We start from the raw sequence: 24,532 nt of genomic DNA on the forward strand, positions 1-24,532 counted from the left end.
GTGATTGCGGGTGTATTAAACAATGCATTTAATCAGCAAAGCAGTCATGAGCAGAGCAGTCATGGGCAAGTAGAGCTACCAACGACTAAGCCCACTCATAATAATCAAGCCCATACTCTAAAGTTTGTCTCACAGGATGCGCTGCCTGAAGGCGAAGCGTATGAAAGCTTTATTGCAACGACTGGTAATATCCCGACGCGTGATAATTTGCACGATTTATTTAACGGCAGTATTTGGCTGACCTTTCCGAAAACTAAAGCATTGCTCAATTATTATCATATGCTAGAAATAGCTGCGCAGGGTATCAATGCGAGTAGAGGGCGTGTGCGCGATACCATTACTGTCTTTGATGAGAATGGCGCAGTGCTCGTCACGGCAGATCCAAATATTGGTGAAGCGTTGATTGGGTTTGATTGGAAGGCAAGTTTAGTAGCACCGCGTGCTAAGTGGGACGACCCTCAACAGTCTAATAGCCATGCACAAGCAGCGGTCTATATCTTTGGGCATGCTTTGCTTGAGCAGTTGGTATACCCGCGAAAACCCTTATGCGCTCACAGCATTGTCATTCATGTTGCACAAGAATTCTTTACCCTATCGTTAGCTGAGCGTATGCGTTATTTAGATGATGAAGTTGCGCACTATATGGACGAATTATTATCAAAAAACGATGTTACACCGCGCCAGCTTGCACCGTTACCTATTTTGGGTGTGCCGCATTTTTGGTCAGAAAATGCTGATCCGAGTTTTTACGATGATGACTATGTGTTTCGTAGTGGTCGCCGTCAAAAAAGTAATTAGTGTGAAATGGCTGAAGTATTGGTAGATAAGTGGCTAAGCCGTTGTTACGTTTACGATTGTGCCACGATTTGACTACGTCTAGACGTTAACAAAGGTTGATATATTTGTTATGGTAAAAGGACGTTATTGTTAAATGATAAAGAAATGATTTAAAAGGTATTTAGCCATTTTATTCATTGAGATTTATGTCTCCTCATTCTAAATAACGATTAACTTTAATAAACAATGATGAAGGATTTATTTAGCCACCAGTTATCAGCACAAGCGTAAGACTGCTTATGTTCAGGATATATAACAACGATAAGGAAGCTACTATGAGTGATATTTTTGATGTAAAAGACACGATTGCGGTCGATGGCAAGGAACATACCTACTACAGCTTGCCAGCGCTAACCAAAACCTACGAAAACATCAGTAAACTGCCATTTTGCATGAAAATCGTACTAGAGAATCTATTACGTAACGAAGACGGCGGTCAATCAGTCGGAAAAAACCATATCGAAGCCGTTGCCAACTGGGATGCAGGTGCAGAAGCGTCAAAAGAAATTGCCTTTATGCCGGCACGTGTGGTGCTACAGGATTTCACCGGTGTACCATCAGTTGTCGATTTGGCAGCGATGCGTGATGCGGTAGTTGAGCTTGGCGGTAAGGCTGAGCAAATCAATCCGTTCATCCCTAGTGAGCTAGTCGTCGATCACTCTGTGCAAGTGGATGCTTATGGCCGTGAAGACGCGCTAGATCTTAACGAAAAGATTGAATTTAAGCGTAATAATGAGCGTTATGAGTTCCTACACTGGGGGCGTAACGCTTTTGAAAATTTCGTCGTCGTACCACCAGCCACAGGTATCGTGCATCAGGTCAATCTTGAGTATCTAGCCCGTGTCGTGATGGCTGCTGATGTAGATGGTGAGCTGACAGCTTATCCAGATACGGTATTTGGTACAGATAGCCATACGACCATGATTAATGGTATTGGTGTACTTGGTTGGGGCGTGGGCGGTATCGAAGCGGAAGCGGCCATGCTCGGTCAACCGTCATCAATGCTGATTCCACAAGTGGTTGGGTTTGAGCTGAAAGGCAAGCTAACTGAAGGTGTCACTGCGACAGATTTGGTATTGCGTGTGGTCGAGATGCTACGTGCGCATGGTGTGGTTGGTAAGTTCGTCGAGTTTTATGGAGAAGGCTTGCACAGTATGCCACTGGCTGATCGTGCCACTATTGCCAATATGTCACCAGAGTATGGTGCGACTTGTGGTATCTTCCCAATTGACCAAATGGCGATTGATTATCTGCGCCTATCTGGTCGTGATGAAGCACAAATTGAGTTGGTCGAAAAGTATGCCAAGGCGCAAGGCCTATGGCATGATGCTGATACTCCAGCTGCAACTTATTCAAGCAAGCTAGAGTTAGATTTGTCTTCTGTACAGCCAGCACTTGCTGGTCCAAACTTACCACAGCAACGTATCAATCTGTCTGATATGCATGAGAAGTTCGGTGAAACGTTAGAAAAAATGACCAAAGATCGCAAGTCAGAAGTAGAAGGCAAAGTACGCTTTGACCAAGAGGGCGGTGAGCAAGAACAAGCTGAACATTTAGCAGCTCAGCCAAAAATGAACGATGACCAAGATGATGGTTATCAGCCTGCAAATGGGGTCTTCTCGACCGTTAGTATCGATGAGAAAGACCACAAGCTACGTGATGGTTCAGTCGTGATTGCCGCCATTACTTCTTGTACCAACACCTCAAACCCTGCGGTTATGATTGGTGCAGGTTTAGTCGCCAAAAAAGCAGCAGCTAAAGGCCTGAAAGCCAAGCCATGGGTCAAAACGTCATTAGCACCTGGTTCAAAAGTCGTGACCGATTACCTAGAAAAAACCAAGCTGATGGATGAGCTAGAAAAAACAGGCTTCTATCTAGTAGGTTATGGTTGCACCACGTGTATCGGTAACTCAGGACCATTGCTTGAAAGTATCGAAAAAGGTATCGAAGAAAACGACCTAGTCGCTGCTGCCGTATTATCAGGCAACCGTAACTTTGAAGGTCGTATTCACTCACACGTCAAAGCCAGTTATTTAGCCTCACCACCGTTGGTTGTCGCTTATGCGTTGGCAGGTACGGTCGATATTGATATGACCACGCATCCGCTGGGTCAGGATCAAGATGGCAATGATGTGTTCTTAAAAGACATCTGGCCAACGTCAGAAGAGATCAATGAGCTGATTGCTAATAATATCGACGCAGATATGTTCCGCAAAAACTACGGTGAAGTGTTTGCAGGTAGCAAAGCATGGAATGCAATTAGTTCTGCAGATAGTCAGTTGTATCCATGGGATGAAGGGTCGACATATATCAAAAACCCACCGTTCTTTGATGGCATGACCATGGAGCCAGAAGGTATCCCTGATATCGAAGGCGCACGTATCTTAGGTCTATTCGGTGATTCAATCACTACTGATCACATCTCACCAGCGGGTAATATCGACCCAGACTCACCTGCAGGCAAGTATCTGCAAGAGCGTGGCGTGCTACAAGCCGATTTCAACAGCTATGGCTCACGCCGTGGTAATGATGCGGTTATGACTCGTGGTACCTTTGCCAATATCCGTATCAAAAACACGATGATGGCTGGCAAAGAGGGCGGTTATACTTATTACTTTAATGGTGATAAAGCCACTCTCCAAGATGGCGAAGAAATGGCCATCTATGATGCGGCAATGAAGTATAAAGAAGACAAGCGTCCGCTCGTGGTATTGGGTGGTGCGGAATATGGCTCTGGCTCTAGCCGTGATTGGGCTGCGAAGGGTACGATTTTACTCGGTGTGAAAGCAGTATTGACCAGCTCATTTGAGCGTATTCACCGTTCAAACCTAGTCGGTATGGGTGTGTTGCCATTAACCTTTAAAGAAGGTGAAAATGCAGCGACCTATAACCTAGACGGTTCTGAAGTGTTTAGCATCACTGGTTTAGATAATGGTGAAAGCAAAACAGCGACAGTCACGGCTACACGTGCTGATGACTCAACTGAAAGCTTTGATGTTAATGTCATGCTACAAACGCCAAAAGAGCGTGAATATGTGCGTCACGGCGGCGTATTGCACTATGTGCTACGTCAGCTGGCTGCTGAGAGTAAAGAAGCAGGCTAGTAATTAGTTAAGCTTCATATGACAAAAAGCCCAATCTTCGACAAAGTAGAGGATTGGGCTTTTTTATTGTTTGAGAAAAGGGAAAGCAAATAACTGAAAATCTATTTACTTAACTTATCTGAAATTCTCATTCCAGCTCTCTTTAAACACTTTATTTAGGAACATTTCTTTATCGATGCTACCATCATCGTTCAAACAAGTCTTATCGACAAAAAGGTAGTTCGTCCAACTAATATCAGGAGATAGTGCATTGATCTCATTTACTATGTCAGCTTCACTAATCTCAGAAAAATCTCTAGTAATAAGCTTTTGAGCCAGTTCTAAAATACGACTCTTTGTTTTATACTCGTAAGAATTTGGGTACTCAGAAATTTTATCAAAAAACTCCTCGTAGTTTACATTCCCATCTTCGTGTACATACTCTTCACTCCAGAATATATAGTCACTCCAAAACGGATCGGGAGATAATTTGTTTAGTTCAAGGTTTATTTCTATTTGTCTTGGCTCTGAGCATTTGGTATTCAGTAACTCTTCAAGTAGCAAAGTAAATTTTTTCTTAGTATCATCGTTCATTATTATGTCTTCTACCGTGTATTCCAATTCTATCAACTCTTCTCAGTCAACAGCTTAATTCCTAGCCCCATAAATACGACACCGCTTATTTTATTCATCATTGATTCAATTTTTGGATTCTCTCTTAGTTTTTTGCTGAACTTTGACGCCAGCAGTGCCAAACACAAGCACCATATAAAGCCAGTAACAGCAAAGGTCAGTCCTAACATTAAAAATGACAGCATGCCATAAGCGTAGCTTGAGTCAATGAATTGCGGGAAAAATGCGAGGAAGAATAATGCGACTTTTGGATTAAAGGTATTGGTGAGTACACCTTGCTTGTATATTTGCCAATAGTCTAAAGGTTTGATGAATTTCGGCTTCTCGCTACCCTGCAAACTACTGGCTATCAAGGGCTGCTGTTTACTCATTAGCATTTTGACACCCAAATAGCACAAGTAACCGGCACCAATATATTTGACGAGCATAAATGCCGTAGGAGAGTTGGCAAGCAACACGGACAACCCTAGTGAAGCCAGTAGCGTATGCACCAGAATGCCCGAAGTAATGCCCAACACAGAATAAAACCCTGCCGTTTGCCCCTGCGAAATACTACGGGTAATGATGTACATGCTATCCGTGCCTGGAGTTAGGTTTAATAAAATAGCAGCCAAAATAAACCCTAGATAGTTCTCAATACCGAACATAGCAAATCCCTTTGTTTTGATAACCCTAATTATCCGTGTGTCATACAGTCTGTATAGAAGTTATAAAACTCTTATAAGGTGGATAGTATCTAGCATTGAGTGAGTTAGCAATAGTGCCAATAGCCATTTGATAGTTAGAGTAAGGTTAAGAGATGTTTGAAAACCAACAGACATAAAAAAGCCCAATCACCGTATGATGACTGGGCTTTTTTATTGTTCGCTTACTAGTCTAATCTGATGCTAAGCAAAAGTGCTAGTAAGTGACGCCGAATAGTGGCGTCCCCAGGGGGATTCGAACCCCCGTTACCGCCGTGAAAGGGCGGTGTCCTAGGCCTCTAGACGATGGGGACGCATAGAGTGTTATAACCAATGGTTACAACGGTACTTCACAATATCAGATAGCTTACAAGTAAGCATTGCCTAGGTGCTGATATCGTCCTACTAGCGAGTATCTATTATAAATTTCAGTAGTACTGAGCATTGCAATAAATAGTATGGTGGAGCTAAACGGAGTCGAACCGTTGACCCCTTGCATGCCATGCAAGTGCTCTACCAACTGAGCTATAGCCCCTCGCTAAGAGTGTGCGTATTTTATGCAAGACCGACAGTCCTGTCAACTACTATTTTAAAAATAATCCATAAATATGCAAAAAAAAGCGTTTTAGCCTATTTTAATGGCTTAACAAGCCCAAATCAGCGTGGATTTTGCTTGAGAGAGATCTCTTTGATGGCTTTATCCGTATAAAATTCTTCTTCGGTACAATTAGAGTTGTCATCAGAAAAAATGATGACACAGCACTCAGTAGGGATATATTGACCCCCTTTTTCTCTGACGGTTCTGATACCTTTAAAGCCAGTGATGTCAAACTTGCTTAATTTGTCTAGATTATGGTTGGTATAACCACAGTAGGTGGTGTATATCCACTTCAAATCTTCAAAATCTTGACCTTTTGTCAGGGTGAGTTTTGCATCATAAAGCTCTTTTACGATGGCATCATAATATTTCTGCGCTTCTTTGAGGGTGTTAAAGACATAATCTTTGCTTTCTATCGTAACGGTTTTGGCGGCCATGTTTAATTCCAAATGAGAGATTTAATTTAAAAAATCGATTGGCTAAGGTATATAATCAATCCACTATAAAAGCGTTAACCTCGCTTGAAGTATGACATATAAGTCTGCACTCGGTTGCCTTGTACCATTTTTATATTAGATCAACTATAGTACGTGTTCAACTTAGCTTGAACAGCGCTTGTATAGAAAAAATTCCTACAAATCTAAATCTATCTCATCTAATTGATTTATATGAATTTCTATCTCTTTATGCTCTAGCAAGAAACTATTACCGATGCCTATTGTCTCTTTACGTAATAACTCTAAAGAAGCTTCATCAAGGATCTTATTCAAATTCTCAAAACCAATATAACTTGGTTGATTAATGTCGCCTAACCCATAATGAAAGCCAATATTCCTACCTGGATTCAGTTTTTCACTTATAGAGACAAATAAGTTGTCTATACTACTGGGGCAGCATGAAATAGTTGATAAAAACGACCCCAGATCGTTCAGCATGAAACTTACCTGTATAACATTGTTATCTTTGCGTGTAATGCTGCAATAGATATTATCTATAATGGTATTATAGTCTTCAACTATGAGGTAACAGCGGATATAGTCATTGAGAATAATTTTTTTATAATACTTATTGTAGTTATAAGTATCATTTCTTTTTAAGAAATCGAGAGTATTTGTTACTCGGATATGTATTGTGCCACTCTCTATACATCTCTTATAGAATTTTTCTTTTGCTTTTTCCGATTTTCTCAAAATAAAGCTAGCATAAAAATATTCTTGGATACTCTTATGAATGAAAGAATACTCTAAACCATCTTTCAGTAATAAGCATATAACTTTAGAAAAGTCTTCAAGAACATCTATAGAGTTAGCGTCTATACTCTGTTTATCTAAACAAGATTCTATAAAATCAATGGCTTCTGTATACGTAAGTACAAGCTTATCACTATTGTTTGTAACGAAACAAAACTGCTCAAAGACTTTCTGTAAGTCTGTTTCACTTATACCACTATTTAACGGTCGTTTATATCCAGGTTTAGTTTTATCGTGGCGAGAAATAAGTACAGAAAATAGTTCTTTATAAAACTCATTTTGATTCGTTGGTATTTCTAAGTTCGACCGATAATTCATTATAAACAAAGTAACCATTAGTGGCGTAGTTAATAAGTTCTGTATCTCAGTAGTACTACCTTCAATAGCTTTTTTCAGCAAGTTTCTGGATTCTTCTTCGTCTACAAGTTTGTCGATTAATTTACTTTGTTCGTTAAAATCATAACTAGAAAGCTTAAATACTCTAAAGAAATTTGATTTTTGAATGTCAGCTTCTGGACGAGAGCTAATAATTATTTGTAAATCTTCATAACGCTCACACCAACCCTCGATTTCATTTATCAACCTACCAACTTTTTCATACGGTACTTCATCAAAACCATCTAGAAATAAAACTAAGCTACCGCTACTAGCAAATTTTTCAAAATCATCATCATTGAATAGTGGTATCCAGTTTTTGATCTTATCACTAATAGCCGCTTTTAGACTTTGGCTGTCTTCAAGTCGTCTTAATTCAAAGAAAATAGGAACTCTCTGACCTTTTGTAGCTTCCTGATAGGTTAGGTAACGCATAAAAATAGACTTACCTTGACCGACAGTTCCTTCTAGAACTATAGACTTATCACTTATATTTAATATACTGTCAACAGCTCCCTGAATCTTATCTATCTTAGTGGCGACGTAAAATTCATGTAAATTAATACTATCATCACCTTTATAAATAGTTTTTACCTTAATTACTTCAAGGATTGTTTCAGAAAGAGTTTGAAGTGATTTTTCTATATTTTGATTGCGAGTACCTTTTAATGCTTCCTTAAACGTCCAACCTAGAGCCTTAGTTAAAGGATCTTTTAATAAGGTAGCTAGGACAGCAGCCGTAATACTCATAAGGTTTACCTGTCATTTAAATTTAATCAAAAAAAGCTACCCTAATCGTATAGTGATTAGGATAGCTTTAATAGTACTTGTAAACTATTTTTTCTAACTAAAAAACTACTCAGCAGCAGCTAAGAAATCTGGCAACTCTGCCGCTTGTTTTTCAAGTTTTTTCAGTTTCTTTTTACCGAGGCCACCCAATACATCAACCGCATGACGCAAGCGAGTTAGGGTCATGTCAGCACCGATAATCGCCATAGAGTTCATGACTGGCGTCGATGACGTGCTACCAGCGATAGCGATAAAGAACGGCGCCATAAAGTCACGCATCTTGATATCGAGGTGAGCGGCAAGACCTTTTAGCGTGGCGTAGATATTTTCTTCTGACCACGTTGGCAATACTTCTAACTGCCATAATGACAGCTGGAGCATGTCCATGATTTGCTCAGGTGTGAACGACTTATGCGTAAAGCTCTCAGCATTGATAGCAGGTAGGTTCTGGAAGTAGAAGCCACTCCAATTCACCGCATCAGACAATAGCTCGATACGTGGCTGAATCGCCGCTGCGATAGCCGTTAGTTTGTCACTGTTGCTGGCCCATTCAAGGATTTTATTCTTTAATTCTTCAGGGGTTAGGGCGCGTAGCCATTCTGCATTGAGCCAGTTGAGTTTTTCGATATCGAAGATAGGGCCGCCAAGTGACACACGTTGAATATCAAAGCTAGCAATCATTTCTTCTAAGGTAAACTGCTCAGCATCATTTGGCATTGAGTAGCCCATACGACCGAGATAGTTGAGCAACGTTTCAGGTAGCACGCCTGCATCACGATAGTAGGTGATAGAGGTTGGATTTTTACGCTTAGACAGTTTTGATTTGTCTGGGTTACGCAGTAATGGCATGTGGCAAAGTACTGGCATCTCCCAACCAAAATATTCATAAAGCAACTGATGCTTAGGCGCAGAGTTCAACCACTCCTCACCGCGCATCACATGACTGATATCCATCAAGTGGTCATCGACGACATTGGCTAAATGGTATGTTGGCATGCCGTCTGTTTTTAGCAGCACTTGCATGTCGACTTGGGTCCAAGGAATTTCAACCGTACCGCGCAGCATGTCATGTACTTGGCAGATACCTTCGGTAGGCACACGCATACGAATCACGTGAGGTTTGCCTTCAGCGACCAGTTTTTCGGTGATTTCTGGTGCAAGGTGAGCACAGCGACCGTCATAACGTGGCGTCTCGCCATTGGCCATTTGCTCAGCGCGCATGATATCTAGCTCTTCACTGGTACAAAAACAGCGAAATGCATGGTCTTTTTCTATGAGTATCTCAGCGTGTTTGGTATAAATGTCGCTACGCTCGCTCTGACGATAAGGGGCATGAGGACCACCGATATCTGGACCCTCGCTCCAATCTAGACCGACCCAACGTAGCGCGTCTAAAATCATTTGTTCTGATTGCTCGGTTGAGCGTGTTTGGTCAGTGTCTTCGATACGCAAAATAAACTCGCCGCCATGCGCTTTAGCAAAGGCCAAGTTAAATAGTGCGATATAAGCTGTTCCTACGTGAGGAAAGCCAGTCGGTGAAGGCGCGATACGAGTACGAACAGGGCGCGTTGGTGCTTGGGTCGATGTTTGGGTCATAGGAATCTCAAAATACGTTTGTTAATGAATGTGTTGGTTAATGAATTTAGCAGTGAAAGAGGGTAATAAAAAATCGCAATGACAAATATGCATGAAATATTTGAATAAAAAATACGGATGAAACAATAGTCGTCAAAGTAGAAAAATAGCGTAAAATATAGCGCTAGTATAACAGAGAGATAGGATATTTTTAATGAAAAGCCCTTCTAGCGCTTGACTACAGATATATCCTTGCGATAATAATGCTAGGCAAGGCATAACTTGTTTATTTTCATCTGATTTTTCACTATTACTGGCCAAAATGGTCGTCATCTACTGAGTCGTGTGTGTCATTATTAAATAATAAGCAAAAAAATAAGTCAAAATCTACAGCAACTCCTTCGTCAACCGCTGAGCACTCTGACTCAGCGGCTAGTTTGTCTACGGTAGAGAATACGTCTGCTGATCAGTCTGCCCAAGTATCTGTAACAGATAAAACAACCTCTGACGAATTGAGCTTTGTCCATGACGCGGTGTTGCTGCAAGAAACAGTCGCCGCCGTGCTGGGCGTCAAGTCCTTGCCGAAGCAAACGGATGATAACGACCAGAATGGCTTGCAGATAAGCGGTATTTACGTTGATGCGACCTTTGGGCGTGGTGGACATAGTCGACTACTATTAAGTCAGCTTGCCGATGACGCGCAGTTGATTGTTTTTGATAAAGATCCGACAGCCATAAGCGTGGCTCAAGAGCTGGCAAGTACAGACAGCCGCGTGAAAGTGGTTCATGACAGCTTTGCGACATTAACGGACAGTCTAGCAGCCATGGGCATCGTGCAAGTTGACGGCTTGATGGCGGATTTGGGGATTTCCTCACCGCAGATTGATGACGGCAGTCGCGGCTTTAGCTTCATGCGTGATGGTGCGGTTGATATGCGCATGGATACCAGTCGTGGCCAATCGGTCGCTGAATGGCTGATGAAAGTTGATGATGAAACCTTGGCTAATGTGCTTTATGACTTTGGCGAAGAGCGTCATAGCCGCCGTATTGCACGTGCGATTAAGCAAATGGACAGCTTTGAGTCCACGCTTGAGTTGGCAGAAGTGATCAAAGTTGCGCATCCTAATTGGCAGCGCGGCAAGCATCCGGCAACTCAGAGCTTTCAGGCCATGCGCATTTTTATTAATAATGAGCTTGGCGATGTCGATGCCTTTTTAGAACAAAGTATCCCAATTTTGAAATCCGGTGGACAGCTTGCGGTTATTAGCTTTCACTCACTTGAAGATCGCCGTATCAAGCAGTTTTTGCAGCGTCATAGCAAAGGTCAGTACCCAGAAGACGAAAAGCTACCGATGCCGCCCAATCGTCCACGTTACTTTAGCAAGCCTAAGCGTGTGGGTCCGAGCAAAGCTGAAACCAGTCAAAACCCACGCTCGCGTAGTGCATGGTTGCGCATGGCAACACGTACGGATATCGAATATCTACCTGTCGGCGACCAGTAGAGTCTAGATAGTTGGTACATAAATATCTACTTATTCTGAGTACTTGGATATATATGTGTTTAGAAATATAAGTGCTTAGATGTTTCAACGCTCGGGCATGGTATTTGGTCAGCTATCTGTTTATGAGATAGGACTGATGTTTTAATGGTTACGTGGCTGTTAAAAACCTGTAAACATTCTCTGCTAGGCTCGACAGTTGCTTTCTTTTTTGTCTGTTTGGTTTTACCTTTATCTTTTCTGATGGTGCTGATGGCTCATGAGTGTTGCATCACTCATAGACGGTTATCGCTTTTTATATTTTGAAGTTCAATTTTTGAGATCGTCATGGCAATATCTGACAAACCGACAAAACGTCGCGCCGCACCGCCCTATAATAACGATATCGGCGAACTATTCGTGCGCCGATTTAATGTGGTCAGTATCTATGTGGCAGTGCTATTGATAATAGCTGCTGCGATTGTGTGGAGCGGTATCAAAACAGCCGAAGGCGTTCAGCAATATCATCAGGACTATAAAACCTTGCAAGACATGAAAAAACAAGAGCGTAAGCTACAAGTTGAGCACCAGCGCTTGCTCATTGAACAACAGACATTTAGTGCGACACCGCAAATTGCCAGTCGTGCTGTGTCTGAGTTGGGTATGTTCTCACCAACCCTTAAAGACAAGCTCATTATCCAGCCAGGAGCCGCTACGGTATTGGTACCAGTGGACACTACTGATTCAGATGACGAAGAGTCATATGCTGTTGGACCACGGGCTTCTACGGATTTGTCTCCTGATGTTACGGAAGCGGAGGCAGGACAATGAGTGATAAAAAACCTGTCAAAAGTACCAGAAAAAAACCAGCCAGCGGTAAGGTCACTAAGCCATTGCGTCCTGCTAGCGCGGCTAAATCTGGACAAACGAGCAGTAAGCCTGAAAAACAATCTTCTGGTAACCGTAAAGCCAAACTATTTGATCGCCTAAAAAAGAATGAAGATAAGGGTGCCTATACCAGCGTCAAAAATCAAAAAGCCAAAAGAGCATTTTTGGGTAAGGCGTCTGGCGCTTCCTCTCGTGGCGGCTTTGAGCATGATAAGAATCGCTTCCGTACTATTTGGGGTATCGCACTGGTCGTATTGGGATTACTCATAGCTCGTGCGTATTATTTACAAGTCGCTAATGCGCAGTTCTATCAAGATAAAGGTAATGAGCTTATTACCAGCGTGCGTACGCAAAAATCCTATCGTGGCATGATTACCGATCGCAATGACCTGCCATTAGCCGTCAGCGCACCACTTGCCACCGTGTCTTTTAGTCCACATGATTATTCGCGTGAATATTATGAACTAAAGCGGATTATTCTTACCAACCCTAGCAGTCCACAATTACAGGCGCGTATGCAAAAGCGTCTAGATAATATGGATCTGACCACGCTTGCTGCTGCTGCCAACATCTCAGTCGACGAGTTAAAAAAAGTCACCGCCATTGATGACAGTATTGATGTCACTGACGAAGTAGCAGTAAAAGCCGCACTGCCGTCGGGCGCAGGCTCGCATTATCTGCCATTGTTGAATAAAGTAACGCCTGAGATTGCTCAGAGTGTCAGCTCGCTTGATTTCCCTGGCATCTATGAAAAGAATTTCTTTCAGCGCTATTATCCGCAGCCGCAACCAAATTCGCAGTTATTGGGCTTTATGGGACAAAGTGCGAGCGACCCTGAAGGGGGTTATGAAGGTCGTGCCGGTATCGAGCGTCAGTATGAAACCGAGCTGGCAGGTGATGATGGTAAAGTATTGGTATTAAAAGATGCCAAACAAAACAGCCTAAAAGAAATTAAGCAAATTGAACCCGAAATACCGGGTAAAGATGTGGCATTGACCATTGATTCGCGCTTGCAGTATTTGCTTTATAAAGAGCTAGAAAAAGCAGGTCGTTTACAAAAAGCACGTTGGTCAACAGGTATGATCGTCGATGTGCAAACGGGTGAAGTTCTTGCACTGTCGACATGGCCGTCATTTAACTCAAACAACCTAAATGAGATGACTGGTGAAAACCAGCGTAATCGTGCACTCCTTGATGTGTTTGAACCGGGTTCAGTAATGAAGCCATTTACGGTTGCTGCCGCCTTGGATTCTGGTAAATATACACCGACCTCTTTAATCGATACCAATCCTGGATCTATTCGTGTGCGTGGCTATACCATTCGGGATCACAATAATCTGGGTATGATTAATCTGGCAACGCTATTACAGAAATCTAGTAACGTAGCGTCGACTAAGATTGCGCTATCACTGCCAGCCGATGCTATTAGTAATATGCAAAGGCAGTTTGGTTTTGGTTCGAAGACACCATTAAAATTCCCTGGTGAAGGAAGTGGTCTGGTTGTGACACCAAAAGAGAAAGAGACAGCACGCCGTGCAACCGTCAGTTATGGTTATGGCCTACAAGTGACTCTGGCGCAGGTGGCGCAAGCTTACTCAGCGCTAGCCGCAGGTGGCGTCATGCATCCATTGACCCTAATCAAAAATGATAAGCCGCTACCGAGCAAGCGTATTATGGCGCATGAAAAGGCAATGTCGATTGTCCAAATGCTAGAAAGTGTCACCGAGCAGGGTGGTACGGCAAAAGCTGCCGCTATCGATGGTTATCGTGTCGCTGGTAAAACAGGTACATCGCGCCGTATTAATCCAGATGGCGGCTATTATACTGACCAGTACCGCAACGTCTTTGCTGGCATGGCGCCAGCGTCTAATCCAAGGTTAGTGGGTGTGATGCTCATTGAAGATCCACGCGGTCAAATTTATGCTGGCTTGACGGTAGCCCCTGTGTTCCATAACGTCATGAAAGAGGCGCTACGTTTATATAATGTACCTTTGGACAAGCCGTTAAAAACGGAAGAGCCATAGCAGTAAAAGTGTAACTGACCGTTTTTGAATGTTTAGCGCTTAATTATTCGATTTGTTTTAACTATTTAGGATTTGCCAATGACTATCTCATCGCCGAGCAATGCTCCTGTTACCTTGCAACAATTGCTTGAAGCCAATAGCAGTCATAAACAGGGTTTGCAGCAGGCATGGACGACGATGGTAGCGGCATCGGATAATCAGGCGGCGACTCAAGAGAAGTCGAATCATATAAATGTAATCGCTAATATCCCATTTCATCAGTTCCGTTTAGACAGTCGTCAGCTTGAAATGAATGATGCATTTGTTCTTTTAAAAAGCCAAACACCAAACTGTCAAAAAAGCCGAGACTATCTATCCCAAGCTGCTAAGAATGCGGCTTTTATTGTATCGGAAGTCGATCCTATCGCGCTGTTTGCTACGGCGAATGTATCAAATTTTACTGATATCGCCTTATCAGGGGATAGTGTCTCGAACGCACAGCAACAATTAGCTGCGCTGCCTTGTCCAGTATTATACGTACCCAATATTCGTGACTTTTTAGGCAGCTTAATCCAATCTCGTTTGCAATATCGGCAGTCAGTGACCTTACCAAGGGTCGTTGCTGTAACGGGTACCAATGGCAAAACCACTATCAGCCAATTGGTGGCGCAATTAACCCAATTAACTGGCATGAGTAGTGCAGTGATGGGTACAGCGGGTAATGGTCGACTTGGTGCATTGGTACAGGCCAGCCATACCACGGGTGATGCCTTAGCGGTCCAGCAGTTCTTGTATCAAATGGGCACAGAGCGTGCTGAACTATTAGCATTAGAAGCCAGCTCTCATGGATTAGATCAGCAGCGCTTGCAAGGCATGCCAGTGTCTGTGGCGATTTATACCAACTTGAGCCGTGACCACCTCGATTATCATGCCGATATGGCCGAATACGCTGCGGCAAAAGCCAAGTTGTTTGATAAAGCGCATTTTCCTGATTTGACGCATGCCATTATCAATATCGATGACGAGTATGCGCAGGTTATGATCGATACTGCGCAGGCCAGTGATGTAATCGTTTGGACTTATAGTTTGGATGCATCAAAGACGGCTACTTTTGTGGCGGCTGACATTAAGCCAAGCCTACAAGGTGTCGAAATTACTCTGCGTAGTAGCATTAAAAGTGATAGCTCTGGTAATCATAATATAAGTAATATAAACATCGTGAGTCCATTACTAGGACGCTTTAACGTCGCTAATTTGCTCGCGGCTATTGCTGCTTCAGTGGCGCTTAATGTGAGCTCGGACGATGTTGATAATGGTATATATAGTGAGATTGAGCGTATAGCCGCCGTTGTACCGCAATTACAAGGTGCTGTTGGACGCATGCAGCGTGTACCGTCCAATGATGGCTGTTTCATCGTGGATTATGCCCATACGCCTGATGCATTGAGCCAAGTGCTGGCCAGTCTCAAGACTCATTGTAAGGGACAGCTGTGGGCGGTGTTTGGCTGTGGTGGCGATCGTGATGCTGGTAAGCGTCCGTTGATGGCACAAGCGGGACTAGCGGGTGCCGACCAAGTTGTTTTAACCGCTGACAATCCGCGTACTGAAGACCCCAATGTCATTTTGCAAGACATGCAAGCTGGTATGAATACAGAGCAATACCAGCGTACGCATATCGAACCTGCACGCCAAGCCGCTATTGAGTATGCTGTCAGTCATGCTGCTGCCGATGATATTGTCGTTATCGCTGGTAAAGGCCATGAAACGTATCAAGAGATTAATCATGTCCGTTATGATTTCGATGACAGTGTGATATTGCAGCAAACGCTAGCACAAGCGGGCCGAGTATAGGCAATCAGATGGGATAGCTTTTACGTCACAAATATTTCTAATATTTATAAAAATTAAGTAGTCATCATATAAGGTAATCACTATGACAGCCGACAACGATACTGCCACTCAGTCGCAAGGGCTGTATGTCTGGCAAGTAGATAATCTGCTTGCTGCGACAGCATCTCTTGATGGTCATTGGCAATTATCACCAGAACAAATAAATGCAGGACAAACCGCGTTGCCCAACGATGCTGTTACTGGCAATCGTATCGCTACTGATACCCGCACGATAAAGCCGGGTGATATATTTTTAGCGCTGAGCGGCCACAATTTTGATGGTCATGATTATATCGATATGGCGGCATCAAAAGGTGCTATCGCTGCTATCGTATCGCGTCCTATCACCAGTCCAAATAGCATTCCGCAGTTAGTAGTGAGTGATACACGCTTAGCGCTAGGTCAGTTGGCTGCGTATCGTCGCCAGCAGCACACAGATTTGACTGTGATTGCAATCACTGGTTCTAGCGGTAAGACCACCTGCAAAGAGATGCTTGGTAGTATCTTTGGTAGATTGGCACCAACACTGATTACCCGTGGCAACCTAAATAATGACTTGGGTGTACCGATGATGCTGCTTGAGCTATCGGATCATCATCGTTATGCTATCTTGGAGTTGGGTGCTAATCATATCGGTGAGATTGCCTATACGACTGAGATTGTTCAACCTGATGTAGCTTGTATCCTAAATATTGGTACCGCGCATCTGGGTGAGTTTGGCAGTCGCGAAGGTATCTGCCAGACCAAGGCTGAGATTTATAGCACATTAACCAATGACCAGTTTGCGATTGTTCCTGATAAGGATGATTTTACCAATCAACTGCGCCGTATCGCTGAAAAGCATACCTCACATGTGATTGGATTTGGTAATACCGATGTCAGTGCTAGCCATCTCGATGTAGAGCCTGAGCGCAGTGAGTTTAAATTGCATATTGGTAGCCAAGTTCATGATATCAACTTGCCACTGGCTGGTGAGCATAATGTCAATAATGCCTTGGCCGCTGCTGCCTGTGCGCATGCACTCAATATTGCTGTCAGTGACATCGTGATTGGTCTTGAAAATGCCCGTCCAGCCAAAGGCCGTTTGAACAGTCAGTTGCTTGGTATGCATCGCTTAATTGATGATACTTATAATGCCAATCCTCATTCGGTACGTGCTGCAGCCAAAGTATTGGCCGCGCAAACAGGTACACAAGTGATGGTGCTAGGTGATATCGGTGAGCTCGGTGAAGCAGCCGTGAGCGAACACCAAAGTTTGGGCCGTACTATTGCAACTACAGGCATCAATGTACTGCTTTGTGTTGGTGAGTATGCCCCTTATACCGTGGCTGGCGCGCAAGAGATTGCTGATATTAGCGCCCATGCATTTGCGGATAAAGACAGTTTATTACAGTATTTACAGCCGTATTTGCAAGCGCAACAAGCGAAGCCTTGTACTGTGTTGTTCAAAGGCTCTCGTTCCATGGAAATGGAAACTCTTATAAATGCGCTAGTCGAGGAGTAGGCGGTGTTAGTTTGGTTGTTTGGCTGGCTTGGCCAGTATTATACGCCGTTTTCTGCGGTTTCTTCATTGACGTTGAGAGCATTACTTGCGGTCGTGACCGCGCTTGCTTTTAGTATGGCGTTGGGTGGACCTGTCATTCGACATCTGCGTTCGCTCAAGTACGGTCAAGCGATTCGTAATGACGGACCACAATCGCATTTGGCTAAAACGGGTACACCAACCATGGGCGGTGTCCTGATTCTCAGTGCCATTGGGGTATCGACGCTATTGTGGGCACGTCTAAACAATCCTTATGTCTGGATTTTGCTCGTTGTCATGGTTATTTTTGGGGCAGTGGGTTGGGCAGATGATTGGCTCAAGATTAAATATAAAAACCCTAAAGGCTTAATCGCTCGCAAAAAGTATTTTTGGTTATCGATGGGCGCGTTATTTGTCGGTATATCTTTGTATTATATCGCGACGTTACAGCCAGATATCGCAACTACCCGCGAGATGCAGGATTTGTTATTACCTATCTTTAAAGACTGGATGATTCCATTTTCGGCAGTGCCTTTTGGCATTGGTTTTATTATCTTTACCTATTTTGTGATTAATGGTGCTTCTAACGCTGTCAATTTGACCGATGGTTTAGATGGTTTGGCTATCTTGCCAGTGGTTTTAGTCGCGGCAGGTTTAGGTGCGATGGCCTATGTATCAGGTGATGTACGCTTTGCTGATTACTTACATGTACCTTATATCGCTTACAACTCTGAAGTCATCATTGTCTGTGGCTCGATGATTGGCGCAGGACTTGGTTTCTTATGGTTCAATGCGCATCCAGCACAAGTATTTATGGGTGATGTCGGCGCACTTGCCCTCGGTGCGATGCTAGGTACGATTGCGGTTATGACTCGTCAAGAGATTGCCTTCGCCATTATGGGTGGTCTGTTTGTCGCTGAAGCGCTATCAGTTATGCTACAAGTTGGCTCGTATAAACTGCGCAAAAAACGTGTCTTTCGTATGGCGCCATTACATCATCACTTTGAAGAAATTGGCTGGAAAGAAACGCAAGTGGTGGCAAGGTTTTGGATTATCGCTATCATTCTTGTTATTTTAGGTCTTATGACTTTAAAACTACGTTAATAAAGCTACGTTAACTTTAAAGGTTCGTTAGTTTTAAAGCTATGTCGATATCGTCATTCTGATTGACGTTGAACTAATATCAATACTGTTGCTTAAAAAGCTACTTCAAATCTATTTGAAGTGGCTTTTTGTTTTCCAGCCATCACGTTTTTAATAGCTTCTTTTCTGCATGAACTAACTCGAATTTTGCTAAAATGTCAGTCATATTTGTATGACTTTGAGAAACTCGTGTCTTTATTTATCTGCCCTCTTTGCCAATCTCCACTACAGCCTGCTGCAGATACGTGGCGCTGTGATGGTAGCCTACACCCTAGACAAACGGTACATCCATTTGATGTGGCGCGTCAGGGCTACGTCAACCTACTGCCAGTCCAACAAAAAAAATCCAAAGCACCGGGAGACAGTCAGCAGTCTGTTGAGGCTCGCAAGCGGTTTTTGCATGCTGGGCATTATCAGCCATTAAATGACTTAATTTGCCAAAAAATGGTGGTGTTATTGTCGCCAAATGAACAGGTAAATTGGTTGGATATTGGTTGCGGAGAAGGCTACTACACACAGTCAATGGCGCAACTGGGATCGGATGTCATAGACACTCTAATCGCTGCTGATATAAGTAAACCTGCATTGGTTGAATTGGCTAAAGCCAGTAAAGCAGCAGGTCGGTTGTGGTATCAACAAAATAAAGAGACATCTATTCAGACGACAGCGATTTATCCGTTAGTCACTAGCGCCGCGCACCTACCATTACGCGCTCATAGTATGACGGGTATCAGTAGTATTTTTAGTCCCATTCTGCCAGAGGCTTTTGCTGAAGTATTGGCTGATAAGGGCTATCTAATCATTGCCAAACCTGATGCAGGTCACTTGGCAACAATGCGTGATGCCTTATTTGATGATGTTCGCGAGCATGATTCTGATAAATTTTTAACAGAGTTGTCACCGTATTTTACGCTATTAGATACTCATCGTGTCAGTACAGAGCTAACGTTATCAGCAGGTGATTTGGCTGATTTGATGACCATGACGCCCTATGCGTATCGTGCACGTAACGAGAAAAAACAGGCATTACTAACAGCCGTTGAAACAAAGCCATTTAATACTGAGGCAAAATTTGTGGTTTATTTTTTGCAAAAGACGACCGATAAGTAGCTGCTTATATCAGTATGCCTATATAGATGTATAGTGCTGATGATGAGAATATAGCTAGCATTAATACTCTCCTAATAGCCAACCACTCACAAAGGCAAAGTACTCTCGAAACCACGCATTATAGCGAATAGATAAAGGCGTAGGACTGGCGACAGTGATAGGCTGTTCATAGCCTTGATGCTTGGCGATACTGGCTGCGCGAATGGTATGAAAGTCACTGGTCACAATAGCAATGGGCTCAGCGATAGACAGCCCGTTTGCTTCTAAGATGTCTCCGCTATTGGCTAAATTCTCTTCGGTACTGGTACTTTTACCTTCTTGTAAAATACGCTCGAAAGCAATGCCATGTGATTCGTGTAGATACGTTGCCATAATATCGGCCTCGCTACGTGTACGTTGAAAGCCCACGCCGCCACTGGTTATGACCAATGCATTAGGTTGTGATTTGATCAGTGGTACAGCGCTGTCTAGACGCTTGGCGAGGGTCGGTGTGGGTTTGCCTGCAACTGTCCCCGAACCCAATATAATAATCGCTGTTACAGTCGGTGCCGGCTGCATGCTAAGCGTAATTTGCTGCTGTAATGACCAGATGAAAAGCCCAAAGCTGATAAGCCAAAGCGTAAATGCAGCCCACAGTCCATACCATAAACGATTTAACCAAAGGTTTTGGCAGCAATATCTGCGAATGGCTTGCCAAAATAGCCCATGAGCGACAAAGACAATCCCTAATAGCAACGGTACTACCGAGCCAAAATTAATTTTACCGACAGCCATCAAAGTAACACAGTCAACGATGATCACGATACCGATAGTGAATAAGATGACACGAGTGCTAGTAAGTAATGCTTTTGACATAGAAATAATACGCTTGTATGTAGATGACCGACATATTGGAAAATGGTTTTAAAGGTGACGAGTCTAAGATTATCACAGTCGTACATTATGATAGATGGATAGGATATGGATTTTTAAGGCGGGTTATCAATCATCAAATAAAAAAGAGCTCCCTAATTGGGAGCTCTTTTTTTGAAAGATATATAAAACTGCTATTTAAACAACCTCTAGCGATGCATACCACGGACAGGATAGTTGTTTTCTGGATTTCTAATAAAAGCCAAGCCGCCAGCCAGCACTTCTAGATCTGGACGGGCAAATGGTGCATTTGAAATATCAAGGATTTGGATATTACCTTCTGCATTGATAACAAACAGACCAGGTTCAGCGAATGGATGATCAGTTTCTTTCTCTGAGCGTGGGTCAGAGATGTATAAACCTAGCGTGTTCATCTGCTCAACAGTTAGACCGTAAGCGATAGGGAAGTTAATATCTAGCTCTTCTAGGTGCGCGTTTAATTGCTCTTTGCTATCACCTGAGATGGCGATGATGTCAACGCCTACCTTAGCAAACGACTCTTTTATAGATTCAAGCTGAGTGAGGTATTGAGTACATTTTGGGCAATGTTTACCGCGATAAACAACGACCATTTTCCAGTCATGACCGTTTTCGAGCGTACCTAATGATTTTACTTCGCCATTTAGCATGGTTACGTCTATCTCTGGGAATTTTACGCCGGCATGAAGTTTTTGAGTGTAGTCTGTTGACATTGTTTTTATCCTTATCGTTTTATTAAAAAGTTATTTATGTTGAATTTGATTGATCGTTCAATATGCTCAGTACCGATACTACAAATAAACGCTCAACAATGAAGTTGGCTTTTTGTTAGCGAGTGCAAGGTTTTATGACTGTCGGTATCCTTTTTATTTTATGAATCTAAAACGTATCTTCAGTTCCTTTAACTATTGATTATAGATATTTCTAATAGGAGCTATCACCAAACGTATCCTCGTAGCTGTCATACATTTAATCTTGTATCTCATTGCCTTTTTCGAGTCTCTTATATAGGTTTTCGTCTGCAAACAATACAACCAAATAAACACTATGTATCCATTGGACAGATATAACCACTTCTTATCCTAAGCCTACTCACCACGCTGTGCTATCAGTTCATTCCACACTGGTTATTCATTGATAAAAAGCGAGTGGTAGTTAATGGGATAGTTGAGCTCGTATTTTGGCATGCCCTTTTAAGTAAGATGTTCATATTTATCACAAAATATATTCATGGAAAATGATGAATATTTCTGCTATACCTAGTTATACTAATTAATTTGGTTAGTTTATCTAATTAAATTAATTGGCTGTATGGATTTCTAATCTTACGTATCGGAGTTAAGCAACCATAAAGGACGATAACTATGAAATTAGCAAAAGCTGTACTCGCCAGCATCTGTATTTTACCGTTAGCCACCATCGCTTATGCTGAAGACGTTAATACTCAAAACTTACGTATCTCTGAAACCTCAATGATGAGTGTCAATGACGCGGCACCAGCAACCATGAAAATGCACAATGATAATGATCATATGGGCGAAAAATCGAACGCCATTCAAGACGGCAGCGATGTAGAAGTGGACAAAGAAAGAACGTGGCGCTGGCCTTGGCAGAAGAAGAACAAAGAAGTAGCGACACCTGAGCGTCCAAAGTGCTGTTAGTTCATTAACTATAAAGGACTACCACGATGAAATTATGGAAAGCCATTTTAACTAGCATTTTTATTTTTCCGTTAGCTATCATCTCTCATGCTGAAGACGTTGACACCCAACACTTACGCATCTCTGAAACCTCAATGATGAGTGTCAATGAAACAGTGCAACCAACCATGCAGAAAAAAGAAAAAGTACCGACAGATAATAAATCCAGTGCCATTAATAATTCAAATGATGTTGAAATGGATAAAGAACAAGGTTTCAGATGGCCTTGGCAAAGAAGAAAAGACAAAGCTCTTGAAGCTATCGAAGACTTTAAGAATCAATCAAGACCCTGAAGAGGCTCAGAGAGAAAATCCATCATGTGGATCATTTGATGGTAAACCTAGCGTAGTTTTTTACAGTAGTTTCAGCTATTCATAGTGGTTTGTTGATATTAAATACTTTTACACAAGGATGTATATTATGAATATTTATAAGCAAATAACGATACTGACACTTAGTATGTCTCTAATAGGGCTCAGCCATGCTGCCGATGATATGGCAGGTGCCAAAAGTGGTATGACTGTAACGGAAAACAGTGCGATTGCGGCGTGGACTCATAATTGGAGCACCACTGGGAAAGAGAAGAAAAAGGGCAAGGCAAACATGGTGTCCTCAAAGGTGAACGTGCCGTTGGAAGAGGATGCATCGCAAGTAGCCCTAACCGAGTTTGCTGAAAAAAATAACATGACGAACAAAAGCTACGGCGAGGTTTGTGGCGCATTCGTTGAAGGTGAGATGACTGAAACTAAGCGAGGAGGTCATCGTTGGGGCAAGTCTGACTCGCATTGGCCCAAAAAATCTTTTAAGATTTTTAAAGCACGCGAATTTACGAGCGGTGAAGAAGAACTGGCGAAAAGCGCAGGTCATCTATTTGGTAAAACCCGTAAAACCCATAACTGTATCACTACTAAAGTAGGGATCAACGATGAAAACGTTGAGCTTGAGTCTATGAAGCTAACAAAATAATTGAGCAATGCTACATATGCTATCTACGAGTAGAACAAGGTGACAGTTAAACGTTTAGCTGTCATTTTTTATGTACTAAGCCACATTTTGGAGAGTATTCATGAAAACTTTTTGTTACCTACTGGTGAGTCTGCTTTTTTTGTACTCTGCTCAAGCCAATGCCCTAAATACTAACGAGAAAATGATCAATGAGCTGTATCAGGATACTGAGCTTGATATTGATAATGTAGATGACGTTTTTGAATATGTGCTATCACAGACTGACGATACCCTCACTATTTACCCTTCAGAGGGCTATTATTACTTTAACTTTTACCATCAAGGCAACTTAATAAAAGGCAATATGTTGGTAGGTCATAAGTTAAGACAGCAGGGCAGCTTATCCTTTATATATTTTTATGACATAGCCGGAAAAGAACGGGGTGAATTTAAAACGCATCATAAACTATATAAGTCATCAGACATATTTAGCCTGAAAAAGCATCAACCTAACTTATATCAATTAACTTTCAAAAATATCAAAAAAAATCTTGAGATTAATCAGATAGAGCCGGATGCTGATTTTGTAAAGACGCTTGAGAGTCAAGGTTTTGAAGTCAACCTACCCATGATGGATGATTCGGGAGTCACACTCTATTTGGCATTTCATCCTACTACCAATAACTTCTATTATATTAATCCTTTATCCAGAGATGATGAATTTTACTATCCTTTTAGCGACGTACTTAAAGTGGGTGCTAGGACTCAGTTTGTCTACCTGCCTATGGAAAAATTTGCCATATTAGTAGGCGTTAATGCCAATAATGTTTACAAAAATAACTATTACGATGGCCCTTTTGATCAGCTCCCTGACGAGGCATTAGCTAATATAGACTATAAGTCTTATTTGTATCGAGTAAATCCAAGTTGGAAAGATAAAATATATGATGACGGCTATTTTATAAACGACCCTGACGCCCGTGTTGCACTGACCAATTATTTTGAATATCTATCGCTTGATGAACTCAAAAAAATCCAACCTTGTGCGTCTGATAAAAACCCGCTGCAGTGTTTAGAAGACAGTGGGATGCGCTTTTGATTTTGCACGATGCTTTCTTATATAAGAACACTGCTAGTTA

Annotated in this window: 20 protein-coding genes and 2 tRNA genes; 13 read left to right on the top strand and 9 right to left on the bottom strand. The window is 42.4% G+C overall.

The features are described from left to right. On the top strand, positions 1 to 798 hold the full coding sequence (locus tag AAEY75_RS10375; protein WP_352259537.1) for a DUF3025 domain-containing protein: 798 nt from the start codon (positions 1 to 3) through the stop codon (positions 796 to 798). A 314-nt stretch (positions 799 to 1,112) separates the two neighbouring features. Then, positions 1,113 to 3,941 (top strand): aconitate hydratase AcnA, encoded by a 2,829-nt coding sequence (gene acnA / locus AAEY75_RS10380; RefSeq protein WP_352259538.1) that lies wholly within the window; start codon positions 1,113 to 1,115, stop codon positions 3,939 to 3,941. A gap of 114 nt (positions 3,942 to 4,055) precedes the next feature. On the opposite strand, the gene AAEY75_RS10385 is transcribed toward acnA, so the two are convergent. From AAEY75_RS10385 to gltX, 7 genes are all read right to left on the bottom strand, one after another. Then, entirely contained in the window at positions 4,056 to 4,514 is a 459-nt protein-coding gene (locus AAEY75_RS10385; protein WP_352259539.1) for a hypothetical protein, read from the bottom strand. A gap of 32 nt (positions 4,515 to 4,546) precedes the next feature. Then, positions 4,547 to 5,200, bottom strand: a complete 654-nt coding sequence (locus tag AAEY75_RS10390; RefSeq protein WP_194197881.1) for a LysE family translocator — start codon at positions 5,198 to 5,200, stop codon at positions 4,547 to 4,549. A gap of 274 nt (positions 5,201 to 5,474) precedes the next feature. Continuing rightward, positions 5,475 to 5,550, bottom strand: a tRNA-Glu gene (locus tag AAEY75_RS10395). Positions 5,551 to 5,695: 145 nt separating this feature from the next. Continuing rightward, a tRNA-Ala gene (locus tag AAEY75_RS10400) sits at positions 5,696 to 5,771 on the bottom strand. A 122-nt stretch (positions 5,772 to 5,893) separates the two neighbouring features. Continuing rightward, the gene (locus AAEY75_RS10405; protein ID WP_201592305.1) at positions 5,894 to 6,271 is read right to left on the bottom strand and encodes a hypothetical protein; all 378 of its coding nucleotides are present in this window, start codon (positions 6,269 to 6,271) and stop codon (positions 5,894 to 5,896) included. Between the two features lie 195 nt (positions 6,272 to 6,466). Next, complete coding sequence (locus AAEY75_RS10410; RefSeq protein WP_352259540.1) at positions 6,467 to 8,209, bottom strand: NACHT domain-containing protein; 1,743 nt, start codon at positions 8,207 to 8,209, stop codon at positions 6,467 to 6,469. A 105-nt stretch (positions 8,210 to 8,314) separates the two neighbouring features. After that, positions 8,315 to 9,844, bottom strand: a complete 1,530-nt coding sequence (gltX, locus tag AAEY75_RS10415; protein WP_352259541.1) for a glutamate--tRNA ligase — start codon at positions 9,842 to 9,844, stop codon at positions 8,315 to 8,317. A 491-nt stretch (positions 9,845 to 10,335) separates the two neighbouring features. Here gltX and rsmH point away from each other — a divergent pair, with 491 nt between their 5' ends. The 7 genes from rsmH to AAEY75_RS10450 all read left to right on the top strand — a co-directional run bounded on the left by rsmH (position 10,336) and on the right by AAEY75_RS10450 (position 19,857). Then, a complete protein-coding gene (gene rsmH / locus AAEY75_RS10420) occupies positions 10,336 to 11,325 on the top strand; it encodes a 16S rRNA (cytosine(1402)-N(4))-methyltransferase RsmH (protein ID WP_352259592.1) in 990 nt (329 codons plus the stop codon). 324 nt (positions 11,326 to 11,649) lie between these two features. Continuing rightward, a complete protein-coding gene (gene ftsL, locus AAEY75_RS10425; protein WP_110923679.1) occupies positions 11,650 to 12,132 on the top strand; it encodes a cell division protein FtsL in 483 nt (160 codons plus the stop codon). Continuing rightward, positions 12,129 to 14,213: a peptidoglycan D,D-transpeptidase FtsI family protein gene (locus AAEY75_RS10430; RefSeq protein ID WP_110923678.1), complete on the top strand. Its 2,085-nt coding sequence runs from the start codon at positions 12,129 to 12,131 to the stop codon at positions 14,211 to 14,213. Before ftsL ends, AAEY75_RS10430 begins: the two co-directional genes overlap by 4 nt. Before the next feature lie 78 nt (positions 14,214 to 14,291). Beyond that, a complete protein-coding gene (locus AAEY75_RS10435; RefSeq protein WP_352259542.1) occupies positions 14,292 to 16,043 on the top strand; it encodes a UDP-N-acetylmuramoyl-L-alanyl-D-glutamate--2,6-diaminopimelate ligase in 1,752 nt (583 codons plus the stop codon). An 82-nt stretch (positions 16,044 to 16,125) separates the two neighbouring features. Continuing rightward, a complete protein-coding gene (locus tag AAEY75_RS10440) occupies positions 16,126 to 17,586 on the top strand; it encodes a UDP-N-acetylmuramoyl-tripeptide--D-alanyl-D-alanine ligase (protein WP_352259543.1) in 1,461 nt (486 codons plus the stop codon). Between the two features lie 3 nt (positions 17,587 to 17,589). Then, positions 17,590 to 18,708: a phospho-N-acetylmuramoyl-pentapeptide-transferase gene (gene mraY, locus AAEY75_RS10445; protein WP_110923675.1), complete on the top strand. Its 1,119-nt coding sequence runs from the start codon at positions 17,590 to 17,592 to the stop codon at positions 18,706 to 18,708. A gap of 228 nt (positions 18,709 to 18,936) precedes the next feature. Beyond that, positions 18,937 to 19,857 carry a putative RNA methyltransferase gene (locus AAEY75_RS10450; protein ID WP_352259544.1) on the top strand — a complete coding sequence of 307 codons (921 nt, stop codon included), beginning with the start codon at positions 18,937 to 18,939 and terminating at the stop codon, positions 19,855 to 19,857. A 60-nt stretch (positions 19,858 to 19,917) separates the two neighbouring features. Here AAEY75_RS10450 and AAEY75_RS10455 read toward each other — a convergent pair whose 3' ends face one another. Both AAEY75_RS10455 and AAEY75_RS10460 read right to left on the bottom strand, forming a co-directional pair. Next, on the bottom strand, positions 19,918 to 20,712 hold the full coding sequence (locus AAEY75_RS10455; protein ID WP_352259545.1) for a YdcF family protein: 795 nt from the start codon (positions 20,710 to 20,712) through the stop codon (positions 19,918 to 19,920). Positions 20,713 to 20,918: 206 nt separating this feature from the next. Then, positions 20,919 to 21,461, bottom strand: a complete 543-nt coding sequence (locus tag AAEY75_RS10460) for a redoxin domain-containing protein (protein ID WP_352259546.1) — start codon at positions 21,459 to 21,461, stop codon at positions 20,919 to 20,921. Positions 21,462 to 22,112: 651 nt separating this feature from the next. Here AAEY75_RS10460 and AAEY75_RS10465 point away from each other — a divergent pair. From AAEY75_RS10465 to AAEY75_RS10480, 4 genes are all read left to right on the top strand, one after another. Continuing rightward, positions 22,113 to 22,409, top strand: a complete 297-nt coding sequence (locus AAEY75_RS10465) for a hypothetical protein (protein WP_194363816.1) — start codon at positions 22,113 to 22,115, stop codon at positions 22,407 to 22,409. A gap of 26 nt (positions 22,410 to 22,435) precedes the next feature. Continuing rightward, entirely contained in the window at positions 22,436 to 22,741 is a 306-nt protein-coding gene (locus AAEY75_RS10470) for a hypothetical protein (RefSeq protein ID WP_110923671.1), read from the top strand. A 127-nt stretch (positions 22,742 to 22,868) separates the two neighbouring features. Then, entirely contained in the window at positions 22,869 to 23,414 is a 546-nt protein-coding gene (locus tag AAEY75_RS10475; RefSeq protein ID WP_197218035.1) for a hypothetical protein, read from the top strand. 100 nt (positions 23,415 to 23,514) lie between these two features. Next, entirely contained in the window at positions 23,515 to 24,492 is a 978-nt protein-coding gene (locus AAEY75_RS10480) for a hypothetical protein (RefSeq protein WP_197218037.1), read from the top strand. Positions 24,493 to 24,532: the final 40 nt, after the last annotated feature.

Source organism: Psychrobacter sp. TB55-MNA-CIBAN-0194 (genome assembly GCF_040309505.1).
Classification (GTDB): domain Bacteria; phylum Pseudomonadota; class Gammaproteobacteria; order Pseudomonadales; family Moraxellaceae; genus Psychrobacter; species Psychrobacter fozii.